The sequence below is a fragment of the Flavobacterium fluviale genome (assembly GCF_003312915.1).
In the GTDB taxonomy this organism is placed as follows: domain Bacteria; phylum Bacteroidota; class Bacteroidia; order Flavobacteriales; family Flavobacteriaceae; genus Flavobacterium; species Flavobacterium fluviale.
Map to the genome: position 1 here is coordinate 2,311,576 of NZ_CP030261.1, position 21,231 is coordinate 2,332,806.

A 21,231-nucleotide genomic window follows, 5' to 3' on the forward strand; every position below is an offset into this window, starting at 1 on the left:
ACATAATGTATTGAAATTATGTATTCGCTTTCATTTTTATAGTAATATTAGAAAAAGGGTTCTTAAATGATAATATTATTATATAAACGATTGCGAATTATCAAAATCATAATTGGTATTAAAATATATTAAGAAAAATCGTCGCTTAGGTCTTGAATTCAGTGAAGTTTTTGTTAAATATCAAACGTTTTAGCGGTTTTGTGTTAACATTAACAAAGTGTTTCGGTAACGATTTGTTTGCTTTGAAAAAGATTCAACGTTTAATACCTATGGTAACATTTATTTAATTGAAAAAGATTTTACTATTAAGTTGTATTTTGTTACTTTTGTCGCACTTTTATTCTGAAATAAATTCAGAACCAGACAAATTCTATATTATGAACATACACGAATATCAAGGAAAAGAAATTTTAGCGAGTTACGGAGTACGCGTACAACGCGGAATTGTGGCTAACAATGCGGTTGAAGCTGTAGCTGCTGCAAAACAATTAACTGCCGAAACTGGTACAGGATGGCATGTAATAAAAGCGCAAATTCACGCAGGTGGTCGTGGAAAAGGTGGTGGAGTTAAGCTGGCAAAAAACTTACAACAAGTTGAAGAGTTAGCAGAACAAATCATCGGAATGCAATTGATCACGCCTCAGACTCCTCCTGAAGGTAAAAAAGTAAACAAAATATTAGTTGCAGAAGATGTTTACTATCCAGGTGAAAGCGAAACTTCTGAATTTTATGTTTCTGTTTTATTGAATAGAGGTACAGGACGCAACATGATTATGTATTCTACTGAAGGTGGAATGGATATCGAAGAAGTTGCTGAGCACACACCGCACTTAATCTTTACTGAAGAAATTGATCCATCTGTTGGATTACAGGGTTTCCAAGCTAGAAGAGTTGCTTTCAACTTAGGTCTTTCTGGAAATGCTTTCAAAGAAATGGTGAAATTCATCGATGCATTATACAATGCTTACATTGGTTCTGATGCTTCTATGTTTGAAATCAACCCAGTTTTAAAAACTTCTGATAACAAAATCTTAGCTGTTGATGCTAAAGTAAATATCGACGATAACGCTTTATACAGACAACCTAAATATGCTGAAATGAGAGATGTCCGCGAGGAGAATCCAATCGAAGTTGAAGCTAAAGAAGTTGGTCTAAACTACGTTGATCTTGACGGTACTGTAGGATGTATGGTAAACGGAGCTGGTCTTGCAATGGCAACTATGGACTTAATTAAATACGCTGGTTTTGAGCCTGCTAACTTCCTTGACGTAGGAGGAACTGCTGACGCTAAGCGTGTTGAAACTGCTTTCAGAATTATCTTGAAAGATCCAAACGTAAAAGCTATTTTGATTAACATCTTTGGAGGAATCGTTCGTTGTGACCGTGTTGCTCAAGGTGTTGTTGATGCTTACAAAAACATGGGAGACGCTATCAATGTGCCAATTATCGTTCGTTTGCAAGGAACAAATGCTGAAATTGCAAAAGAATTAATTGACAACTCTGGTATGCCAATCTTATCTGCAGTTCAATTCCAAGAAGCTGCTGACCAAGTTAAAGCTGCACTTTCTTAATTAAATAAGAAATCAATTTATATAGAAAATCCCTTCGATATTCGGAGGGATTTTTTTTGTATTCAATTTAACTGCAAAGGACGCTAAGAATTTTATTTAGGATTCTAAATATAAACGCAAAGTTCGCAAAGCTGTATGTTGAAAATAGCCACGAATTCACGAATTTATTTTTTTACAATCTCTGAAAATAATTCGTGAATTCGTGGCTAAAAAAAACTTTGTGAACATTGCGTAACCTTTGTGTGCTTTGCGGTTAAAAGGCACAAGTGTTATTTCAAAACAGTGGATAATTCAATAAGTTCAAATGTAGGATCATGTGTTATGAGCTCTCTAATAATTGAAGCATGGCCGGCACCGACTAAAACCATTATCTTATTATCTTTACTTTCAGTTAATTTCTGAATTAAAGAATACATATATAAGTTCCTTTTGTACCAATTTGAAACTAAGGACGGTCCTGTAAAATCATCTGGATTTCCAGCTCTATTTGCTATTTCCAAATACCACTGAAGATTTTCATTTTCAGTTTGTTTTTTATTGTAATACAGCATCATTTCTTGTAATGAACTTTTTGCTATTTTTTCATTATGAATTTTTTCGAAGCTTTGCGTCGTCGCTTTATTTCTCTCCAGTAAGTCCTTTTGGTTTGCTTTCTCCATTGACATCATTAAACTGTCGTATGGAAAAGAAGTATAAAGGTTCATTCCATATAATTTTTTATGATTCAGTTTTTTAGCAGTTCGAAGTGCCAGCTGTGTTATTTCATTTTTACTGGCTTTAAAAAGACTGTCGGTGTTTTTATTATAAAATTTATCTAATTCGGTTTGTTTGCTAAATTCCCATTCTACAAATATTTTATCAGGGCCAAATTTTTTGATTTTGTCACTCATTATTTCAAGTTCCTTTTGGCTTTTCTCAGACATGATGTTGAAATTATTGAGTTGAGCAACATCAAGACCTGGATTCGCATAATGAAAAGTTCCAACCAATAAGATTTGTTTTTTCTTTGCTTGAGCAGAAGATAAGTTAAATGTTAAAAAAGCTAGTAATAAAATGATTTTTTGCATGGTGATTTTGTGTTTAAATTCATTGCAAATGTATCAGCAGATTTAAAGCTTTATTTTCATTTTTGATGAATGCTGCGTTTCATTTGATCAACTATCAAAATCTTCGTTTCAAAATCTTCGTATAAAGTTTTTCGCTGTTTGTCATATTAAAAGTGATGTTTCATATAAATACCATTTTCTTTTAAAGTCATAATCGTATTTTTGATGCTATAACTGATTTGTATGAAACTTAAAATACCTTTTTACTACCATATTATTCTCTTCCTCGGATTGTTTTTAACGTACTGTGTTTGGGATTACGGAATAAATAACCGAATTGCAATTTTACAGCAGACCAAACTCTATTTCTGGATTATATCTACTTTTATGCTTTCCGTTTTTGTAGTTTATATTCTTAATTTCTATACCGTCTGTGATTGGTTTCTCAATAAAAAGAGAATTCATTTTTACTTTTTAAGCATTCCTTTTTCTTTACTTCTTTTTGCTGGTGTCAGATACTTTTTTCAGGAAGTTATTATGTTTCAGTTTACGGGAGTTCATAATTATTTTGATGAAGCAAGAGAGATAACTTACTATATAAAAGACAATTTTTTCTTTGGTTTGCCTGCTGTAATTTTCAGTGCTTTGAGCTACCTGTTTTGGCAGTCTCAATATTCACAAAAGCAAAATCAGGAATTGCTTTTAGAGAATAAAAAGGCTGAATTTCAGATGCTAAAAGCGCAAGTTAGCCCGCATTTTTTATTTAATACTTTAAATTCTTTTTACAGTCAATTGATTTTAAAAGATGATAAAATGGCTGATGATGTTTTAGTACTTTCTGATTTACTTCGATATGTAATTACCGAAACAGACAAAGATGAAGCGATACTTTCAAAAGAGATTCAATTCATTCAAAATTACATTCATTTACAGAAAAAAAGATTTGAAGATCAGTTATATCTGGATTTTACAATTGAAGGAAATTATGATTCAGAAAAAATCATTTCTTCGGCATTAATTCATTTTGTTGAGAATGTTTTTAAGCATGGAAAAATTAACAGTGAAGAGGAAAGAGCTGTTATTTCGATTAAAATAAAAGAGGATTTTTTAGAGATTTCGACTTTCAATTATAATGCAGAAGGCGAAAATTATTCTTCCACAGGAATTGGTTTTGAAAACTTGACAAAGAGACTTGATTACATGTATAAAGATCAATTTATACTAGAAAAAACAGAAGAAAATAATACCTTTAAAACATACTTAAAAATACCGCTAAAAAAATAATTATGGCTTTAAAATGTATCATTGTCGATGATGAACCGCCTGCAACACGCATTCTCGAAAACTATATTGGGAAAGTGAATTTCTTGGAAAAAACCGCAGTTTTTAATGATTCAATAAAGGCATTAGAATTTTTAAACAAAGAAGATGTTGACGTTATTTTTTTGGATATTCAAATGCCTCAATTGACTGGTTTGCAGATATCAAGAATTATTTCAAAAGATATAAAAGTAATTTTTACCACTGCATATCCAGATTTTGCTTTAGAAGGATTTGAGTTAAATGCGGTTGATTATTTATTAAAACCAATTCCGTTTGAGCGATTTTATCAAGCTGTTTCTAAACTAAATTCTGAATCCAAAATAGAAGTTGCGAACACCAATAATAGCACCGCACCAGATTTTTTATTTATAAAAACCGATGGAAAAAATAAATTTCAGAAAGTCTTTTTGAAGGATGTTTTATATGTAGAAAGTCTGCAAAATTATGTTTGCATTCATACTGTAAAGCAGCAGATTATTACACATTCATCTTTAAAAAATGTAATAGAATCACTTCCAGAAAATGATTTTATCCAAATACATAAATCGTATGTGGTTTCATTGCAGCATATAGAATCGACCGATAATTTTTCTGTTTTTATAAATGGAAAAGAACTGCCAATTGGCGCAACTTTTAAAGAAGCTTTTTTTGATAAGATTGAGGAGAATAAGATTTAAAAAGATAGCCACGAATTCACGAATTTTATTTTCAAAGATTATCAAAAATAATTCGTGAATTCGTGGCCAAAAAACTTTGCGGTTAAATTATTTCTTATTTTTCCCGTTTTTGAAAACTACTTTTTCTACCACAACTGGTTTTCCATTTCCTTTTGGGAATGCTTTCTTTTTAGGTTTTCCAGCTGATGAACCTGACTTTGAAGAACTTTGATCGCCTCTGTATTTTTCTGAATCTTTTGGAGCTGCTTTAAATTCTGGTCTGTCTTTTGAAGTTTCCTTCTTCGGAATTTCAGCTTTATGTTTTGCTAAAACATCATTTGGGTTTTTAGGGTTTTCTTTCGTTCCTCGCAAATGAATGACCAATCCGTTTAAGAAATTACGCAAAACCTGATCGCCGCATTCCATGTAATTTGGGTGATCTTCGGCTCTAAAAAAAGCACCTAATTCTGATTTTGTAATTCTAAAATCTACTAGTTCTAAAATTTCAACTATTTGATCATCACGGAGCATCAAAGCCACGCGAAGTTTTTTAAGTATATCGTTATTCGTCATAATTTTTGTTTCAGGTTTTTTTGTTTCAAGTCTACGGTTTTAGCGATCCTTAATCCAAGTTAAAACTTATTATATTTTGCAAAGGTAGTTTTTTAAAATGATTAAAATCTAGAATTAAATTCATTTAAAATACTAACCAATTTGTCCAAATCTTCTTTAAGATGATTAGCGGTAACTACAATGCGATTGAGCGGTTCGGCATCTTTAGTGTATTTAAAACTGGCAATAATGATTTTTTCGGCTTTTAAATTTTCGACCAATTGATTTGATAATAAGTAGATTAATGGGTAATCTTTGTCAAATTTGATATTGTTGTTTTGGATTAAAATGGAATCTATATACTTTAAAGTATCTAATAATTTTTGATGTTGCTTAGCATAAATTCCTGAAGCATCAAAAAGCGTTTGTACAAAAGCTGGATTCATTCCAGCCGCGCTTGTAAAAACTTCCATTTCTTTTATCTGACTAATAAATGCAGTATCGCCTCCAATAACGCCGCCGGTTAAACCAAAGGCTTTTCCTAAAGAAGAAACCATGATTTTTCTTTTAATTGGAAAATGAATTGAATTGAAAATTCCCGAACCATTTTTTCCAATAAGTCCGAAAGAATGGGATTCATCAACAATTAATGTGATTTCTTTGTGATTCGGAATTTGTTTCAAGAAAGAGAAATCAACTGGTTTTGTTTCAAAAGTAGGAACTCCATCTGTTAGAATCGTTATTTTCTCAGATTTTGAATCCAGTAAACGATCATTTAATTTTTTATTTTCAAATAGAGGCAGACTGTTTTCAATCCTAATTGCAGCATGTGTATCATTAAAATGAAAGAAACAATCCGTTTGCTTTTTCATTAAATCGATGACCAATTTTCCAGCCAGCATTCCCGACGAAACCGTAACAGCATCTTCTGAGCCAATGTGCGATGCTAGAAACTTTTCACCACTATCATAAGCACTTAATTTTACATTTGCAGTTCTGGAACTTCCATATGTAGTTCCCCAAGTACGAATGTTGTGGATTACTAAATCTTGAAATTCTTTGTTTGTTGGTAATCCTAAATAGGCAGTTCCGCCAAAGTACAAATATTGTTCTTGGTCAATTTCAATGATTCGATCTGGAAATTGTTCGACTATCATTTTTATAAAAGTGTAACTCCAGTTCCGTTAAGATCAGAATAACTTACGACGCCGTCTTTAATGGTTACACCAGTTGCAATATCTTCTGCTAAAAGAAGCGCGCCATCCATATCTACATAATCCAATTGAGGCAGTAAATGTGCGATTGCAGAAATCCCGACTGTAGATTCCGTCATGCAGCCCACCATTGTTTTTAATCCCAATTTTTTAGCTTCTTCAATCATGCGTTTTCCAGGTGTGAGACCGCCGCATTTTACCAATTTAACGTTTACGCCATGAAAATGATTGAAGCACTTTGCTACATCTTCTTCAATAATACAGCTTTCGTCTGCAATAACAGGAAGAACAGAATGTTTAAAAACTTCTTTATGTGCTTCCCAATCATCTGCTTTCATGGGCTGTTCCAGAAATTCGACCCCTAATTTTTTTAATTCAACCGCATTGCCTATTGTTTCCTCAACTCCCCAGCCGCAGTTGGCATCAATTCTAAAAATGGCATTGGTATGTTTTCTTAGTTCTTTTACAATTTCGATATCTTCTTTGGTACCTAATTTAATTTTATAAATCGGCCACGGAAGTTCCTTCATTTTTGAAACCATTTTGTCGATAGAAGCAATTCCGATGGTATAATCTGTCATCGGGTTTCGTTCGGTTGTGTAGTTCCATAATTCGTGTAATTTTTTGCCTTTTTTTCGGGCATATAAATCATTATAAGCCAAATCTAAAGCGCATAAAGCAAACATATCATCTTTTAAATACGGATGAATTTTTGCCCAAAAAACTTCTGGAGTTTCGTTTTCTGTACTTTCAATAATGCTTCTTATTTTTTCTAAATCCTGCATCATCATCGGAACCGTTGTGTTGTAATAAGGATTTGAAGTTGCTTCTCCAAAACCCGAAAAACCATCGCTTTGTAATTCTACAATTAATGAAGGCTGAAAATCAATGGATTCTCTTGAAATCGTGAAAGTATGTTTTAGTTTGAGATTGTATTCTCTTAAAATTAGTTTCATTTTTATAAAAGTATTTTTTTATTAATAACCCAGCCAAATTAAAGCTTCAGCAAAATGATCGCGCCAAAGTTTTTCATTGTGTTCGCCATTTTTTACGATTTTGGTTTTTTCAAGATGAAGACAGTAACAACGTTTGGTATCTAATAAACGTTTCATTTTAGTTAAATCTTTTACCATATCGTCACTTTCTTTATCGCCGCACAAAAAATAAATTTTAGTTTTGATTTTGGATTGTTTTTCTGTGAAAGTATAAATTTCGTTAGAAAACCAAAAAGACGGAGAAAAAACGCCTGCTTTACCAAAAACTTCCGGATATTTTAAAGCTCCGTAATAAGAAACCAAACCGCCCAGTGAACTTCCAAAAAGAATGGTGTTTTTAGGTTTTGTTTTGGTTCTGTAATTTTTGTCGATATACGGTTTTAATGTCTTTACAATAAATTCTAGATAATTATCAGCATTTCCGCCGCCGTATTTTTCGTTTTTAAAAGGAGTAAGTTCATCGATGCGTTTTTCATTTCCATGTTCAATCGCCACAACAATTACAGGAGCTTTTAAGCTGTCTAATTTTTCATCGATATTCCATTCGCCAGAAAAAGAAGTTTTAGCATCAAATAAATTTTGCGCGTCGTGCATGTAAATAACACTGTATTTTTTTTGAATGTTTTTTGAATAGTTTTCAGGAAGATAAATCCAGATTTTTTTTGAAGTATGGAGTTGAGGAGCTTCAATTGTAAAAGTAGATACATTTTTTGAAGCTGTACTTTGTGCTTTTCCAATAAAAGTCAATAGAAGCAAAACCGCCATAAAAATCCTCTTCATTATCTGTGTTTTGTATTTTTATATAAAAGCAATATTTTAGCTAAAAATAATAAATTGATGAATACAGAAGCAGAAAAAAGAAGTTTACTTTTAGAAATGATTATGTTCGCTACTGTCGATGGACATTTGCATAAACGTGAGCTCGAATTTTTAAGACTTGTAGCTTTGGAATTGAGTATTAGCGAAGAAGAATTTCAAGATTTATTTCATCAGGAGACCAAAACGATTCCTATCAAATCTGAAATACAGCGTATCAACCAATTTTATAGATTGGCCTTATTGATGCATTGCGATGGTGTTTTACACGAAAGGGAATTCAAAGCAATTCAGCAGATTGCATTAGAAATGGGGCTAAATCCATCTGCCGTAAAACGCGTTTTAGAAATGATGAAAAAGGCACCAAAAACCGTTATAAATCCGACTCTTGTTTTACAAGTTTTTCAAGAACAGCATAATTAAGCCAGCTGTTCTTGAAGTTTTTTAATTTCGTCTCTCAATTTAGCTGCTTGTAAAAAGTCTAATTCTTTAGCCGCTTTTTCCATTGTTTTACGTTTTTCCCGAATCATTTTTTCCAATTCAGCTTTAGATAAATAAGCTGTTTCTGGTTCGGCTGCAACAGGGATAGGATGCCCTAATTCGTATTCAACCAAAGGATTTTTGGTGAAAGCACTTTCTATTTTTTTGTTTAAAGCCTGAGGCGTTATATTATTTTCAACGTTGAAATTAATCTGTTTTGTTCTTCGATATTCAGTTTCGTCAATTGTTCTCTGCATGCTGGCAGTAATTTTGTCGGCATACAAAATGGCTTTTCCGTTTAAGTTCCTTGCCGCACGTCCAATAGTCTGCGTTAAAGATCTATGATTTCTCAAGAAACCTTCTTTATCGGCATCTAAAATAGCAACAAGCGAAACTTCTGGTAAATCTAAACCTTCACGAAGTAAGTTTACTCCAATTAAAACATCAAAAATACCTTTACGTAAATCCTGCATGATTTCGATACGCTCTAAAGTGTCAACTTCAGAGTGGATGTAACGGCAGCGAATGCTTACTTTAGTCAAATATTTGGCTAATTCTTCAGCCATTCTTTTGGTTAGAGTAGTTACCAAGACTCTTTCGTCTAATTCGCAGCGAACCTGAATTTCTTCAATCAAATCATCAATTTGGTTTAAACTTGGTCGAACTTCAATAACAGGATCTATTAATCCAGTCGGGCGAATAATCTGCTCAACATAAATACCATCTGACTTTTGCAGTTCATAATCTGCAGGAGTTGCAGAAACGTAAATTACCTGATTTTGAAGGGCTTCGAATTCTTCAAATTTCAAAGGACGGTTGTCCATTGCTGCAGGTAGACGGAAACCATATTCTACTAAGTTTTCCTTACGCGAGCGGTCTCCTCCGTACATCGCATGAACCTGCGAAACGGTTACGTGACTTTCATCAACAACCATTAAATAATCACTTGGGAAATAATCCAGTAAGCAGAAAGGTCTTGTTCCAGGCTGTCTGCCGTCCAGATAACGAGAATAATTTTCAATTCCAGAGCAGTAGCCTAGTTCGCGAATCATTTCTAAATCGAAATTGGTTCTTTCTTCCAAACGTTTGGCTTCTAAATGTTTACCTATTTCTTTAAAGTAATCAACTTGTTTAACCAAATCCTGCTGAATTTCCCAAATTGCACCTTGCAGTACTTCTGGAGAAGTTACAAACATATTAGCTGGGTAAATAGTCAGTCTCTTGAACTTTTCAATTACTTGTGAAGTCTTAACATCAAAAGATTCAATTTCCTCAATTTCATCTCCAAAAAAGTGAATTCTGTAAGCGTCGTCGGCATAACTGGGATATACTTCAACCGTGTCGCCTTTTATTCTGAAATTTCCAGGGTTAAAATCTGCTTCTGTTCTGGCGTACAAACTTTGTACAAGGCTGTGAAGCAGTTTCGTTCTCGAAATAACCTGATCTCTGGTTACCTCAATTACATTCTTTTTAAATTCGACAGGGTTTCCAATACCATATAAACACGAAACCGAAGCAACTACCAAAACATCTCGACGCCCAGAAAGAAGGGAAGATGTAGTACTCAAACGCATTTTTTCAAGCTCTTCATTGATAGATAAATCTTTTTCAATAAAAACCCCAGTTACCGGCATAAAAGCTTCCGGCTGATAATAGTCGTAATAGGAAACGAAATATTCAACGGCATTGTTGGGGAAAAACTGCTTGAATTCAGAATACAACTGCGCTGCTAACGTTTTGTTATGCGCCAAAACCAAGGTCGGTCTTTGTACTTCTTCAATTACATTGGCCACAGTAAATGTTTTACCAGATCCTGTAACTCCCAATAAAGTTTGATATTTTTCGCCGTCGACTACACCTTGAGCCAATTTTTGTATGGCTTGCGGCTGATCTCCTTTTGGACTATATTCTGAGGAAACTTGAAATTTCATGTGTTTAAGCTGAAAATTTGGTTTTGTAAAGATACAAAGTTTGACTGCTATTCTAAAAAATTAATAATGGCGTCATTTATGATTTTAGATTGGTCGATCGATAAAAAATGTCCCGCATCTTTTATAATTCTTGTTTGGCTGTTTTTTAAATTTTTCTGAGCCCTTTCTAAGCTATCCTCAGAGTTAATCACATCTTTATCACCAATTAATACCAAAACAGGATTTTGAATTGATTGTAATTCTTTATCTGAAAACGGATGCATTTTTAGCATGCTCGAATTTGATTTTGCATATTTGTTGGCGAGATAAAACTGCCTTTTATAGATCTGGCTTATTTTTTCTGGATGCGTAGAAAATGTGGTCAATGTTTTGCCAAATTTCTTTTCACTTGGAAATAATTTCAACATCAAAGCAGAGGTTGTTTTTCCCACTTTATCAATAAATTTAAAAGTTTGTGCTGGACTCAATAAAACGATTTTGTCAATTGAGTTTGGTTTTTTTGTAGCCAATAATGTTGCAATCCAACCGCCTCGAGAAGCACCTATAATATCAAATTTCTTCAATTTATAATGGGAGAAAATTTCGTTGTACCAAATCGCAATTTCTTCGGTCGAAAGAGGTTTTGCAGTTAAGTTAGACTTACTGGGTTCCATCAAAAAATCGATGGCATAAATTCGATGTTTTTTGGCTAAGACCTGAATGTTTGGATACCACATAGTCGAGCTGGCGTCCATTCCATGCAGTAAAACTAAATCTTTACCGTTTTTTGGGCCTGCAATAACTACATGTGCTGTACCAAAAGTGGTTTGAATGTTTTCTTCTGTATAAGGGATGTTCCAAAGTTTTAAAGCTTTGTCATAAGAGCTTTGATATCTCTGCTCTTCGGTTTTGGTTTTAAAAACATAATCCTCAAATTTCACCTTCTTTGTTGAAGCACAACTTGTGATTAAAAATAGCACGACAGCTAAACGAGAATATAGTTTTAACATAGTAATAAAATTCAATTTGAGCTTAAAGTTACAAGTATCGCAGCCAAAAAGTGTATTAGAATTTTATTTTAAAGTATCATAATTTTAAGATTTATCATCTTTGGAAGTCAGATAATAAATTTGAACAAATGCTAAAATGGCATTCGGAATAATTACTGGTAAAAGCCATTTGCTAAAATCACGATAGTCTATTAAAAAAATACCATAGATTACAAAACAAATACAACCAAACATATTGATAAAACGGATAGTTCTAAGGTTTTTTAGCATGAAACCGCCAACAATAAATACTGATGCGAGATAACCAATATATTCTGCCATGATCTTGATTTTAAATTGCTTACAATAAATGTAGCGAAAGCAAATTATATAATCAAGATTTTGTTTTGGAAATCAGGTGTTTAAAATGTGTTTTTGTTTGAAGTAAAAAGTAAATTATATTTTTTTAGGATTTTGACTCGTGTGTCTAATTCTTAAAATCTGAATTTCTTTTGGGGTAATTTTATAGGTTATTCGATAATTATAAATTTCGTAAGCGCGATAATTTTTGTCACTAGGAATTTTCATTTCATCCAATTCGTAAATTTCCCAATTCGTACTTAAGATAGCAGCGGAATTATAAATGCTGTCAATTACTTTGTTAGGGATATTTTTACTTTTGGTTTCTTTGTATAAATAAGAGTAAATTTTTTCAAGCTGATTTTGAGCAGTTCTTGACCAAATTATTTCTTTTTCCATTGCTCAATTTTATCTTTAATTTCATCGTGGGAATAAAAATTTCCACTTTGAATATCCTCTTCTGCAATGTTTAGATCTTCATTATATCGCTCAGAATAATTTTTAGGTAAAGTTTTACGACTTTCCAAGATTGTTTTTAATGCAGATAAAAATGTATCATCATCAATTTTTTCGATTTCAGAAATGAGAATATTTTTGAGTTGAAGGGTGTTCATAATTGAATAATTTTATCGAAGTTACAAAACAAAAAGGATATATGAGTTTTGAAATTCTTAAAATTTCCAGGTGCTTTGATCTGCATCGGTTTTAAAACTCCAAGCCACAATGCGGCTGTTTTTTTGCCCTTGTGACATTTCAATTGTTTTTACAGAAACAGCATTTACTTTTTTTAGAATTTTATAAATAGAAGAAAGATTTTCTTTTTTAGAAACCAAGGTTGTAAACCATAAAACCTGCGAAGAAAATTTAGCACTTTCGTAAATCATCTGCGTGATGAATCCGATTTCGCCGCCATTGCACCATAATTCGGCATTTTGACCACCGAAATTTAAAACAGGATTTGTGTTTCTTTTTTCTTTGGGATTTAGATTGGAAACTTTTCTAGAAGTACTTTTATTGGCTTCTTCTGCAGAGGCATGAAAAGGCGGATTGCACATTGTAAATGTAAATCTATCTTCTGGAGTTATGATATTTTTAAATATAAAACGAGATTCTGTCTGTTGCTGCAGACTTATAGCTTCAATTAGTTTTGGATTTGCTTCAATGATTTTACTGCAGTTTTCAATAGCTTTTTGATCAATATCTGTTGCTACAAAACTCCAATTGTAAATCGAATTTCCTAATATCGGATAGATTAGATTTGCACCTGTTCCGATATCTAAACCTAATACATTTGATGTTTCTGGAATTTGATTGTTATGAGTTTCTGCCAATAAATCAGCAATATAATGAATGTAATCTGCTCGTCCGGGAATTGGAGGACAAAGGTAATTTTTCGGAATATCCCAGTTTTGAATATCGTAATATGTCTGCAGTAATGCTTTGTTTAAAGTTTTTACAGCAAGAGGATTACTGAAATCGACGGTTTCAATTCCGTGTTTGTTGATGGAAACGAAAGCTTTTAATTCGGGACAATTTGAAATCAGTAATTCAAAATCATAACGGGAACGATGAAGGTTTTTTGGATGTAAATTGTCTTTTTGTGAATTGTTTTCTGCTTTCATTTTTATTTATTTCTATGCAAAGATAGGGATTCCATTTTTACAAAAAGATATTATGAAAATGACAGCCCTAGCCCTGATGGAAGCGGCATCCTTTTGTGTCTCGTTTTTTAACGAGACACAAAAGATACAGCGGACAGCAGGATCAGCTCCTAATCAAAACACTCCATCAAAAGCAGATCACCTTCGCGATGTGTTATGGTTACAATACCGTCTTTTTCGACAGAATTGCTGCTGCCGGTTCGATAACCCATTGTGAGCGTATCGTTGTTTAATTCGTATTTTAAATTGCTGGAATTAATTCCGTTTACAACTCCAATAGGGATAAGGGAAATTGGAGTTTTAGCCGTGTACCATTTTTCAAATTTTGATGGTAAAAGAAATATTTTTGAATGATCGTCGAGAATTACAATTTTAAGTAAATTACGGTAGCGAACTATATTGGTAAGATTGGTAATCGTATGATCTGCACGTCTGCCAGTTGCCCAAACAACATTTACGGCAGGAATTTTTCTATCGATAAGATAATCAAATGCTTTTTCTAAATCTGTTTTGTTTTGATCTGGGGTGTGAACGATTTCGATAGGAAATTGAGAAGTTTTGTAAATTTCGGGATCAAAACCACGATCAAAATCGCCCAAAAGCACGTCGACTTTTATACCCAATTCAATCACTCTTTCGATAGCAGAATCTAAAACAATTACAAGCGGAGACCATTCTAACAATTGTCCTAATAATTCAGGATCGCAGGCGGCTCCATTTGCAATTATTAAAGCTGGTTCCTGATCGTCGCGAACTATGTGGTGTGATGACATGTGAGTTTTTTTGAATGTGGTGCTAAGTTACATTTAGAATTTTAGATTTCTAGTTTTTTGCCACAGATTTCACAGATTAAAAGGATTAATCTCTTTAATTCTTTTAATCTGTGGCAAAATAATTAAAAATCAAGAAGTCTTCGATGGTAATTTATTTGCCCTAAATGATAGGCAAGATGTGTTGAAAGATGCACTAGAAAGAAACCGGTTGTCATTTCTTTTTCGAAAACAATTTGCGGATAAATTGCGTTCAAATCTTTTTCATTTAAAATTTCGAGCGCATTATTTACAACTATAATAGTGTCCTCGATTTTCTGAATTAATTCTGATCTCGGAATATCTTTCGATGAAAATTCTAAAGGACGATTTCTAATGTATCCTGTTTTTCCAATTTCTGCTCCAATATAAGTATTCAAGTTTCCTATTAAATGAAGACAGAGATTACCGCCAGAATTTGAAATGTCGTTATTAACAGCCCACATTTGATTTTCGTACTCATACGATTCAATTTCGAATTTCAGTTTGTTTAAATCTCTATTGAAAAGTATTTTTAGTGTTTCGATTAGCATATCAATTTCTGTTTTTTATCGGAATCCAAATTTCTTCTTCAGAATCAGGATCGTCTTTTTTATATTTTTCATCCATAACTGCGAAATGTGGTCTTTCATCTACAACATATTCTGACTTCGGAAGCCATTCTGCAAAAATGTATTGATAGGTTTTATGCGCCTCTACAGCTGGACCAGAATGAAGAAAAACAGCATATAAACCACTTGGAACGATTAAAGTTTTCATATCTGAGGGAACATTGTCAAAATTGGAAGCTTCTACTGCTGCCCATTTCTGGAAAATGTCATTTGGATCAAAATTGTCAAAATGATTTTCAGGATAAACCTCTAAAGAATATAGATTTCCATCGACTGGATTTTTTATTTCTTTTCGTTTTGGCATAAAACCGCTCCACAATTGGAATGTTTTATTTTCTATGAAGGACATTTCAATAAAATGGCCAATGAGTTTTTTTTCAGATAAAGATTTTATTTGTGGCTGCATAATTACTGAATAGTATATTTTTTTGTTACCGTTTCGCTCAAAGAGAAATAGCCCAGCGGATAATTGCTTTTATCGGTAGTGTTAATAATGTTTCCTTTTACTGTTGCAGGAGGAGACTGAAATGGCCCTCCGATATTACTGCCGGCAATACTTACGAGAATATTCATGTAATTGTAATACTGTTTTGAAATTCCTAAATGTGTAACTTCAATTTCGTCGCCAGCTTTTAAATCGTCGTCGTCGGTGCTGCTGAAAATTTCATTTCCTTGGTAGAATTTATCTTCCGAAACATAGAAATTTGAAGTTACCTGACTAGAATAAACGTATTTGAATAAGTAATAATTGTCTTCATCAGCAGGATCTGTAAAGTAAGACCGAATTTCAATATCTTGTCCCGTAAACCCACCGTCGTTTTTTTGTTCCATTCGCGTTATTGGCGCTACAGATTTTAAGGTTTCTGATGCCGTATAAGTATTCCCGCTGCTTACAACCGTCAAAGTGTAAGTCTCGTCGATTTCAGGTTTAAAATCATTACAGATATAATTTCCCGACTTATTGAATTCAGTAAAATTAAACTGCTGATTTTGGCTGTTTTTTACAAAAACTACAGCTCCCGAAACCGTAGGCACCGAATCTTCAAAATAGCCTGTAGTTGTAGTAAGTCTAATGATCTGCTGTCTTCCAGAAGAACCTTTTTCCCAGTTTATAGCTGCTTCAATAACTAATTTTGGAGGCGCTGTATCTAAGTCAACATCAACAACATCTTCACAGCTCGTAAAGAATATGGATGTAAAAAATGCGATTAACAAAACTAACTTTTTCATACTTATATTTTAGTTTGTGAATTTAGAATTTGAAATTATAACTTACCGCAGGAACAATTCCGAAAATGGACAATTGTACAGCTTCATTTGCACCAGTATCCACATTTTGGCGGAAGTTAATTGATGCCGCATTCATACGATTGTAAAGATTATAGATGCTGAAAACCCATTCTCCTTTCCAATTTCTATCCTTATTTTTTCTTGGAGTCAAAGTTGCAGAAATATCCAAATGATGATAGGCAGGAAGTCTGCTCTCATTTCGTAATCCGTAACTAGGAACTGTAATTCCTAGATATTCATATTGTCCGTTCGGATAGGTAACCGGCTGTCCTGACTGCAAAGCAAAGTTAGCACCAAACGACCATTTTTCGTTTAAATTATAAGCCGATGTCACAGCCAAATTATGCGTTTTGTCATAAGCCGATGCATACCATTGTCCGTTATTGATTCCGATTTCTTCTGGCGTTCTGCCTGGAGTCTGCTGCTCTGATTTGGATAAAGTATAAGAAACCCAGCCATTAAATCGGCCTTTGTTTTTTTTGACCATAATTTCTAAACCATACGATCGCATTTGACCATTTAAAATTACCTGTTCAATAGCATCATTGGCAATTAAATCGGCACCATCGATATAGTCCAGTCTATTTTGAATTTCCTTATAATAAGTCTCAATTTCTAAGGAATATGCTCCGTTGCTGATATTTCTAAAATAACCTAAAGCTACCTGATCAGCAAGCTGTGGTTTGATGTAGGTATCACTTGGCATCCAGACATCTAGTGGAGTGGGAGAAGAGGTATTCGAAATTAATTGAAGATACTGCGCCATGCGATTGTAACTCGCTTTTACAGCTTGATCATCATTTAATTGGTAGGAAACGGAAAATCTTGGTTCGAAATTATTGTAATCTTTTATGACTTTATTTTGACCGAAGTATTTTGTTGAGGCTGGAGTTCCTTTTTCATAAATCTGCATATCGGTATTAAAAACAACTGCCTGATCATTATCATAATAGTTAATAGTAGAAGAACCTAATCTGTAAAAAAGACTGTAACGCAGTCCGTAAGCGACGGTGATTTTATTAGAGATCTGACTTTCGGCATCTAAATAAATAGATGGTTCAAAAGCATATTTTTTGTCCAATTGGTCTGGATTAATTCCAGAATCTGTTCCAGTTGGCTTTATGGTTCCAGGATTAAATTCATAGTAAATACCGTTTAAACCATAATTGAGTTTTAATTTATCTGACAGATAATGTTTGAAATCATATTTGATGTTGTAGTTTTTAATACCGGAATCCCATTTGAAACCCACAAAATCAAGATTTAATCCGTAATAGTAATCGCTGTAAATTAAAGAGAGATTGGAAAATAATTTATCCGAATACAAATGATTCCATCTCAAATTTAAGATTGAATTTCCGTAAGTATTGGTAAAACTTTTATTTAATCTAAAGACATCACGCCCAAAATAACCCGATAAATATAAACTGTTATTTTCGTTGAGTTTATAGCTTAATTTGGTGTTGAGATCGTAAAAATAAGCAGCATTGTCTTTATCGTCTTCCGAAAGTTTAAGGAAAAGATGCGCATAAGAAGCTCTTCCTCCAATTAAAAAAGAACCTTTGTCTTTTACAATCGGACCTTCGGCAAGGAGACGGCTTGAAATTAATCCGATACCGCCATTCATATGGAAATCCTTACTGCTTCCGTCTTTTTGGTAAATATCTAAAACAGAAGAAGCCCTTCCGCCGTAACGAGCTGGAATTCCACCTTTGTACAATTTTAAATCTTTGATTGCATCGGGATTAAAAACAGAAAAGAATCCGAAAACGTGTGAAGAGTTAAAAATTGTCGCTTCGTCCAAAAGAATTAAATTTTGATCCGCGCCTCCACCTCGGACATTAAATCCTGATGCGCCTTCTCCTGCATTGGTAACGCCTGGAAGTAATAAGATGGATTTAAGTACATCGACTTCTCCTAAAACAACCGGCATTTTTTTTATAGTGGCAATAGAAAGTTTATTGGCACTCATCTCGGGCGACTTGATGTTGATTTTGCTTTTGTTGTCTGTAATGATTACTTCTTGCAATTCTTCGCCGCCTTCGCTGATAGAAAAATTCTGTTTTGTATTCTGATTTAAAGCAATACTTTTTTGAATGGTCTGATAACCAACGTAGCTAATTTCAATTTCATATTCGCCTTTAGGAACAGAAAGAGAGTAAAAACCGTATTCGTTTGTAGTTGTTCCTATTTTTAGAGCAGGAATGTAAATATTTACACCAATTAAAGTTTCATTGTTTTTGCTGTCACTAATAGTACCGCTTAGAGTAAATTTTTCCTGCGAAAAGGAATTGAAAATCGTTAAAATAAAAAGAAAAAATGTGCCTATATTTTTTGTGATCATTATGTTGATTTTGAATTACATAGTTAATAATTCTTACTAGACATCGCCATGAAAGTTTTGTTAAAGATAAGTTAATAAAAAAAGGACAACTTTTGAGAGTTGTCCTTTTCTATTTTTTAAAAATGCAATTAATACATCTCTATTATTTGATTTTAGCAATTATAGCGTTGAATGTATCACTAGGACGCATTGCTTTGCTTACTAACTCAGGAGTTGGCTGGTAGTAACCTCCAATGTTTTGTGCTTTTCCTTGAGCCCCAATTAATTGTTCATTGATTTTAGCTTCGTTAGCTTCAAATTCAGCAGCAATTGGAGTAAAGATTGCTTTCAATTCAGCATCTTTAGTTTGAGCAGCCAAAGCTTGAGCCCAATAGAAAGCTAAATAGAAATGAGAACCACGGTTGTCAATTTGTCCAACTTTACGAGCAGGAGATTTGTCGTTGGCTAAGAATTTATCGTTTGCTTCGTCAAGAGTTTCAGCTAAAACAATTGCTTTAGAATTATCTAAAGTTTGTCCTAAATGCTCTAATGAAGCACCAAGAGCTAAAAATTCTCCTAATGAATCCCAACGTAAATATCCTTCTTCTGTAAATTGCTCAACGTGTTTTGGAGCAGAACCTCCAGCACCAGTTTCAAACAATCCGCCTCCGTTCATTAATGGAACGATAGATAACATTTTTGCAGAAGTTCCTAATTCTAAAATTGGGAATAAATCTGTTAAGTAATCACGTAAAACGTTTCCTGTTACAGAAATAGTATCTAAACCTTTGATGATTCTGTCTAAAGTAAATTCAGTAGCAGCCACTGGGTTTAAAATACGGATATCTAAGTTTGTAGTATCGTAATCTTTAAGGTATTTTTCAACTTTAACGATTAGTTCTCTGTCGTGCGCTCTGTTTTCGTCTAACCAGAAAACAGCAGGCGTTTGAGATAAACGAGCTCTGTTTACAGCCAATTTAACCCAGTCCTGAATAGGTGCATCTTTTGCCTGACACATTCTGAAAATATCGTTTGTTTCAACGTTTTGCTCCATTAAAACATTTCCATTTGTATCAACAACACGAACAACTCCGTCAGCTTTCATTTGGAAAGTTTTATCGTGAGATCCGTATTCTTCAGCTTTTTGAGCCATTAATCCAACGTTAGGAACACTTCCCATTGTTTTAGGATCAAAAGCACCGTGTTTTTTACAGAAATCTATTGTTGCAGTATAAACCCCAGCGTAAGAACGGTCTGGAATAACAGCAATTGTATCTTGTGCTTTACCATCTTTGTTCCACATTTGTCCAGAAGTACGAATCATTGCCGGCATAGAAGCATCAACAATTACGTCTGAAGGAACGTGTAAGTTTGTAATTCCTTTATCAGAATTAACCATTGCCAAAGCTGGTCCGTTTTCGATTGCTTTAGTAATGTCAGCTTCAACTTCAGCCTGCTCAGGTCTTCCTGCAATTTTAGCGTAGATGTCGCCTAAACCATTTTTAGTGTCAATGTTTAATTCACTAAATAAAGTTTCGTATTTTTTGAAAAGATCTGCAAAATATACTTCAACGATAGCGCCAAAGATAATTGGATCTGAAACTTTCATCATTGTAGCTTTTAAATGCACAGAAAGTAAAACTCCTTCTTTTTTTGCTTCAGCAATTGCATTAGCAGCAAAATCTTTTAATTTACTTACGCTTAAAACAGAGCTGTCAATAATTTCTCCAGCTTTTAATGGTGTGCTTGCTTTAAGAACAGTTGTTGTTCCGTCTTTAGCAACGAATTCGATTTTTACATCATTTGCATCTGCAACAGTCAATGATTTTTCACTTCCGTAAAAATCACCGTTTGGCATAGAAGCAACTTTAGTTTTTGAGTCAGCAGACCAAGCGCCCATTGAGTGCGGGTTTGCTTTTGCGAAGTTTTTAACTGCTCTTGGAGCTCTACGGTCAGAGTTTCCTTCACGTAAAACTGGGTTTACAGCAGAACCTAAAACCTTTGCATATTTTGCTTTAATTTCCTTTTCAGCATCGTTTTGAGGATCTTCTGGGAAATTTGGCACGTTATATCCGTGAGATTGTAATTCAGCAATGGCCGCTTTTAATTGAGGAACAGATGCTGAAATGTTTGGTAATTTAATAATGTTTGCTTCTGGCTGAGTTGCTAACTGGCCTAATTCTGCCAATGCATCTCCAGTTTTTTGAGCATCTGTCAAAGAATCTGGGAAGTTTGATAAAATTCTTCCTGCCAGCGAAATATCTCTGGTTTCGATTTCAATTCCAGCTGTTGCTGTAAAAGCTTGAACAATTGGTAACAAAGAGTAAGTTGCCAATAACGGCGCCTCATCAGTTAAGGTGTAAAAAATTTTTGATTTTGTCATTTTCTTTTTTTTTTATAATCGTATCGTTGGGAGTTAACGATGTAACAGGTATATTCGGCTCAAAATGAGCGGAGCAAATATAATAAAATCACAACGAAAACGGTTGAGTTTTCCCGAGAAAAGCAGAAATTAACAGATTGTTATTTCGAGCTCGTTAAATTGCTAATTCGATGATTTTGATATTAAAAAATTACAGTTTTGTTAGTGATGAAAATACAAGACAAAAAAAAACTCGTTTCAAA

The 21,231-nt window shown here is 33.6% G+C and carries 21 protein-coding genes; 4 read left to right on the forward strand and 17 right to left on the reverse strand.

Annotated elements, in window-relative coordinates; all coding sequences use genetic code 11:
* The first annotated feature begins 377 nt into the window (after positions 1 to 377).
* Positions 378 to 1,571, forward strand: coding sequence for an ADP-forming succinate--CoA ligase subunit beta (sucC, locus tag HYN86_RS10125; RefSeq protein WP_113677912.1), 1,194 nt, complete (start codon positions 378 to 380; stop codon positions 1,569 to 1,571).
* 269 nt (positions 1,572 to 1,840) lie between these two features.
* Here sucC and HYN86_RS10130 read toward each other — a convergent pair whose 3' ends face one another.
* Complete coding sequence (locus HYN86_RS10130; protein ID WP_113677913.1) at positions 1,841 to 2,638, reverse strand: DUF5694 domain-containing protein; 798 nt, start codon at positions 2,636 to 2,638, stop codon at positions 1,841 to 1,843.
* Positions 2,639 to 2,860: 222 nt separating this feature from the next.
* Here HYN86_RS10130 and HYN86_RS10135 point away from each other — a divergent pair, with 222 nt between their 5' ends.
* Entirely contained in the window at positions 2,861 to 3,901 is a 1,041-nt protein-coding gene (locus tag HYN86_RS10135; protein WP_113677914.1) for a sensor histidine kinase, read from the forward strand.
* A 2-nt stretch (positions 3,902 to 3,903) separates the two neighbouring features.
* Positions 3,904 to 4,617 (forward strand): LytR/AlgR family response regulator transcription factor, encoded by a 714-nt coding sequence (locus tag HYN86_RS10140; protein WP_113677915.1) that lies wholly within the window; start codon positions 3,904 to 3,906, stop codon positions 4,615 to 4,617.
* A gap of 87 nt (positions 4,618 to 4,704) precedes the next feature.
* On the opposite strand, the gene HYN86_RS10145 is transcribed toward HYN86_RS10140, so the two are convergent.
* From HYN86_RS10145 to HYN86_RS10160, 4 genes are all read right to left on the reverse strand, one after another.
* Complete coding sequence (locus HYN86_RS10145; protein ID WP_113677916.1) at positions 4,705 to 5,169, reverse strand: DUF1456 family protein; 465 nt, start codon at positions 5,167 to 5,169, stop codon at positions 4,705 to 4,707.
* A gap of 101 nt (positions 5,170 to 5,270) precedes the next feature.
* Positions 5,271 to 6,305 (reverse strand): aminotransferase class I/II-fold pyridoxal phosphate-dependent enzyme, encoded by a 1,035-nt coding sequence (locus tag HYN86_RS10150; RefSeq protein ID WP_113677917.1) that lies wholly within the window; start codon positions 6,303 to 6,305, stop codon positions 5,271 to 5,273.
* Between the two features lie 2 nt (positions 6,306 to 6,307).
* On the reverse strand, positions 6,308 to 7,318 hold the full coding sequence (locus tag HYN86_RS10155) for a dipeptide epimerase (RefSeq protein ID WP_113677918.1): 1,011 nt from the start codon (positions 7,316 to 7,318) through the stop codon (positions 6,308 to 6,310).
* Positions 7,319 to 7,339: 21 nt separating this feature from the next.
* Positions 7,340 to 8,137, reverse strand: a complete 798-nt coding sequence (locus HYN86_RS10160) for an alpha/beta hydrolase (protein WP_113677919.1) — start codon at positions 8,135 to 8,137, stop codon at positions 7,340 to 7,342.
* A gap of 57 nt (positions 8,138 to 8,194) precedes the next feature.
* On the opposite strand from HYN86_RS10160, the gene HYN86_RS10165 reads away from it, so the two are divergent.
* Positions 8,195 to 8,596, forward strand: coding sequence for a TerB family tellurite resistance protein (locus HYN86_RS10165; RefSeq protein WP_113677920.1), 402 nt, complete (start codon positions 8,195 to 8,197; stop codon positions 8,594 to 8,596).
* Here the strand turns inward: HYN86_RS10165 and uvrB are convergent.
* The 12 genes from uvrB to HYN86_RS10225 form a co-directional block, all read right to left on the reverse strand.
* On the reverse strand, positions 8,593 to 10,584 hold the full coding sequence (gene uvrB / locus HYN86_RS10170; protein WP_113677921.1) for an excinuclease ABC subunit UvrB: 1,992 nt from the start codon (positions 10,582 to 10,584) through the stop codon (positions 8,593 to 8,595). The two genes, HYN86_RS10165 and uvrB, sit on opposite strands and share 4 nt — an antisense overlap.
* Before the next feature lie 47 nt (positions 10,585 to 10,631).
* Complete coding sequence (locus HYN86_RS10175; RefSeq protein WP_113677922.1) at positions 10,632 to 11,573, reverse strand: alpha/beta fold hydrolase; 942 nt, start codon at positions 11,571 to 11,573, stop codon at positions 10,632 to 10,634.
* 84 nt (positions 11,574 to 11,657) lie between these two features.
* Positions 11,658 to 11,894: a uroporphyrinogen decarboxylase gene (locus HYN86_RS10180; protein WP_113677923.1), complete on the reverse strand. Its 237-nt coding sequence runs from the start codon at positions 11,892 to 11,894 to the stop codon at positions 11,658 to 11,660.
* A 114-nt stretch (positions 11,895 to 12,008) separates the two neighbouring features.
* On the reverse strand, positions 12,009 to 12,311 hold the full coding sequence (locus tag HYN86_RS10185; protein ID WP_113677924.1) for a type II toxin-antitoxin system RelE/ParE family toxin: 303 nt from the start codon (positions 12,309 to 12,311) through the stop codon (positions 12,009 to 12,011).
* Positions 12,296 to 12,526, reverse strand: coding sequence for a hypothetical protein (locus tag HYN86_RS10190; RefSeq protein ID WP_113677925.1), 231 nt, complete (start codon positions 12,524 to 12,526; stop codon positions 12,296 to 12,298). The genes HYN86_RS10185 and HYN86_RS10190 overlap by 16 nt, the downstream gene beginning before the upstream one ends.
* A 57-nt stretch (positions 12,527 to 12,583) precedes the next feature.
* Complete coding sequence (gene rlmF / locus HYN86_RS10195; protein ID WP_113677926.1) at positions 12,584 to 13,534, reverse strand: 23S rRNA (adenine(1618)-N(6))-methyltransferase RlmF; 951 nt, start codon at positions 13,532 to 13,534, stop codon at positions 12,584 to 12,586.
* A 149-nt stretch (positions 13,535 to 13,683) separates the two neighbouring features.
* Positions 13,684 to 14,346 (reverse strand): thiamine diphosphokinase, encoded by a 663-nt coding sequence (locus HYN86_RS10200; protein WP_113677927.1) that lies wholly within the window; start codon positions 14,344 to 14,346, stop codon positions 13,684 to 13,686.
* Between the two features lie 122 nt (positions 14,347 to 14,468).
* The gene (locus HYN86_RS10205) at positions 14,469 to 14,915 is read right to left on the reverse strand and encodes a DUF1572 family protein (RefSeq protein WP_113677928.1); all 447 of its coding nucleotides are present in this window, start codon (positions 14,913 to 14,915) and stop codon (positions 14,469 to 14,471) included.
* A 1-nt stretch (position 14,916) separates the two neighbouring features.
* Positions 14,917 to 15,399, reverse strand: a complete 483-nt coding sequence (locus HYN86_RS10210) for a GyrI-like domain-containing protein (RefSeq protein ID WP_113677929.1) — start codon at positions 15,397 to 15,399, stop codon at positions 14,917 to 14,919.
* 2 nt (positions 15,400 to 15,401) lie between these two features.
* Entirely contained in the window at positions 15,402 to 16,223 is an 822-nt protein-coding gene (locus HYN86_RS10215) for a DUF4249 domain-containing protein (protein ID WP_113677930.1), read from the reverse strand.
* A 22-nt stretch (positions 16,224 to 16,245) separates the two neighbouring features.
* Positions 16,246 to 18,627: a TonB-dependent receptor gene (locus tag HYN86_RS10220; protein ID WP_113677931.1), complete on the reverse strand. Its 2,382-nt coding sequence runs from the start codon at positions 18,625 to 18,627 to the stop codon at positions 16,246 to 16,248.
* Positions 18,628 to 18,769: 142 nt separating this feature from the next.
* Positions 18,770 to 20,989: an NADP-dependent isocitrate dehydrogenase gene (locus HYN86_RS10225; protein WP_113677932.1), complete on the reverse strand. Its 2,220-nt coding sequence runs from the start codon at positions 20,987 to 20,989 to the stop codon at positions 18,770 to 18,772.
* Positions 20,990 to 21,231 lie beyond the last annotated feature (242 nt).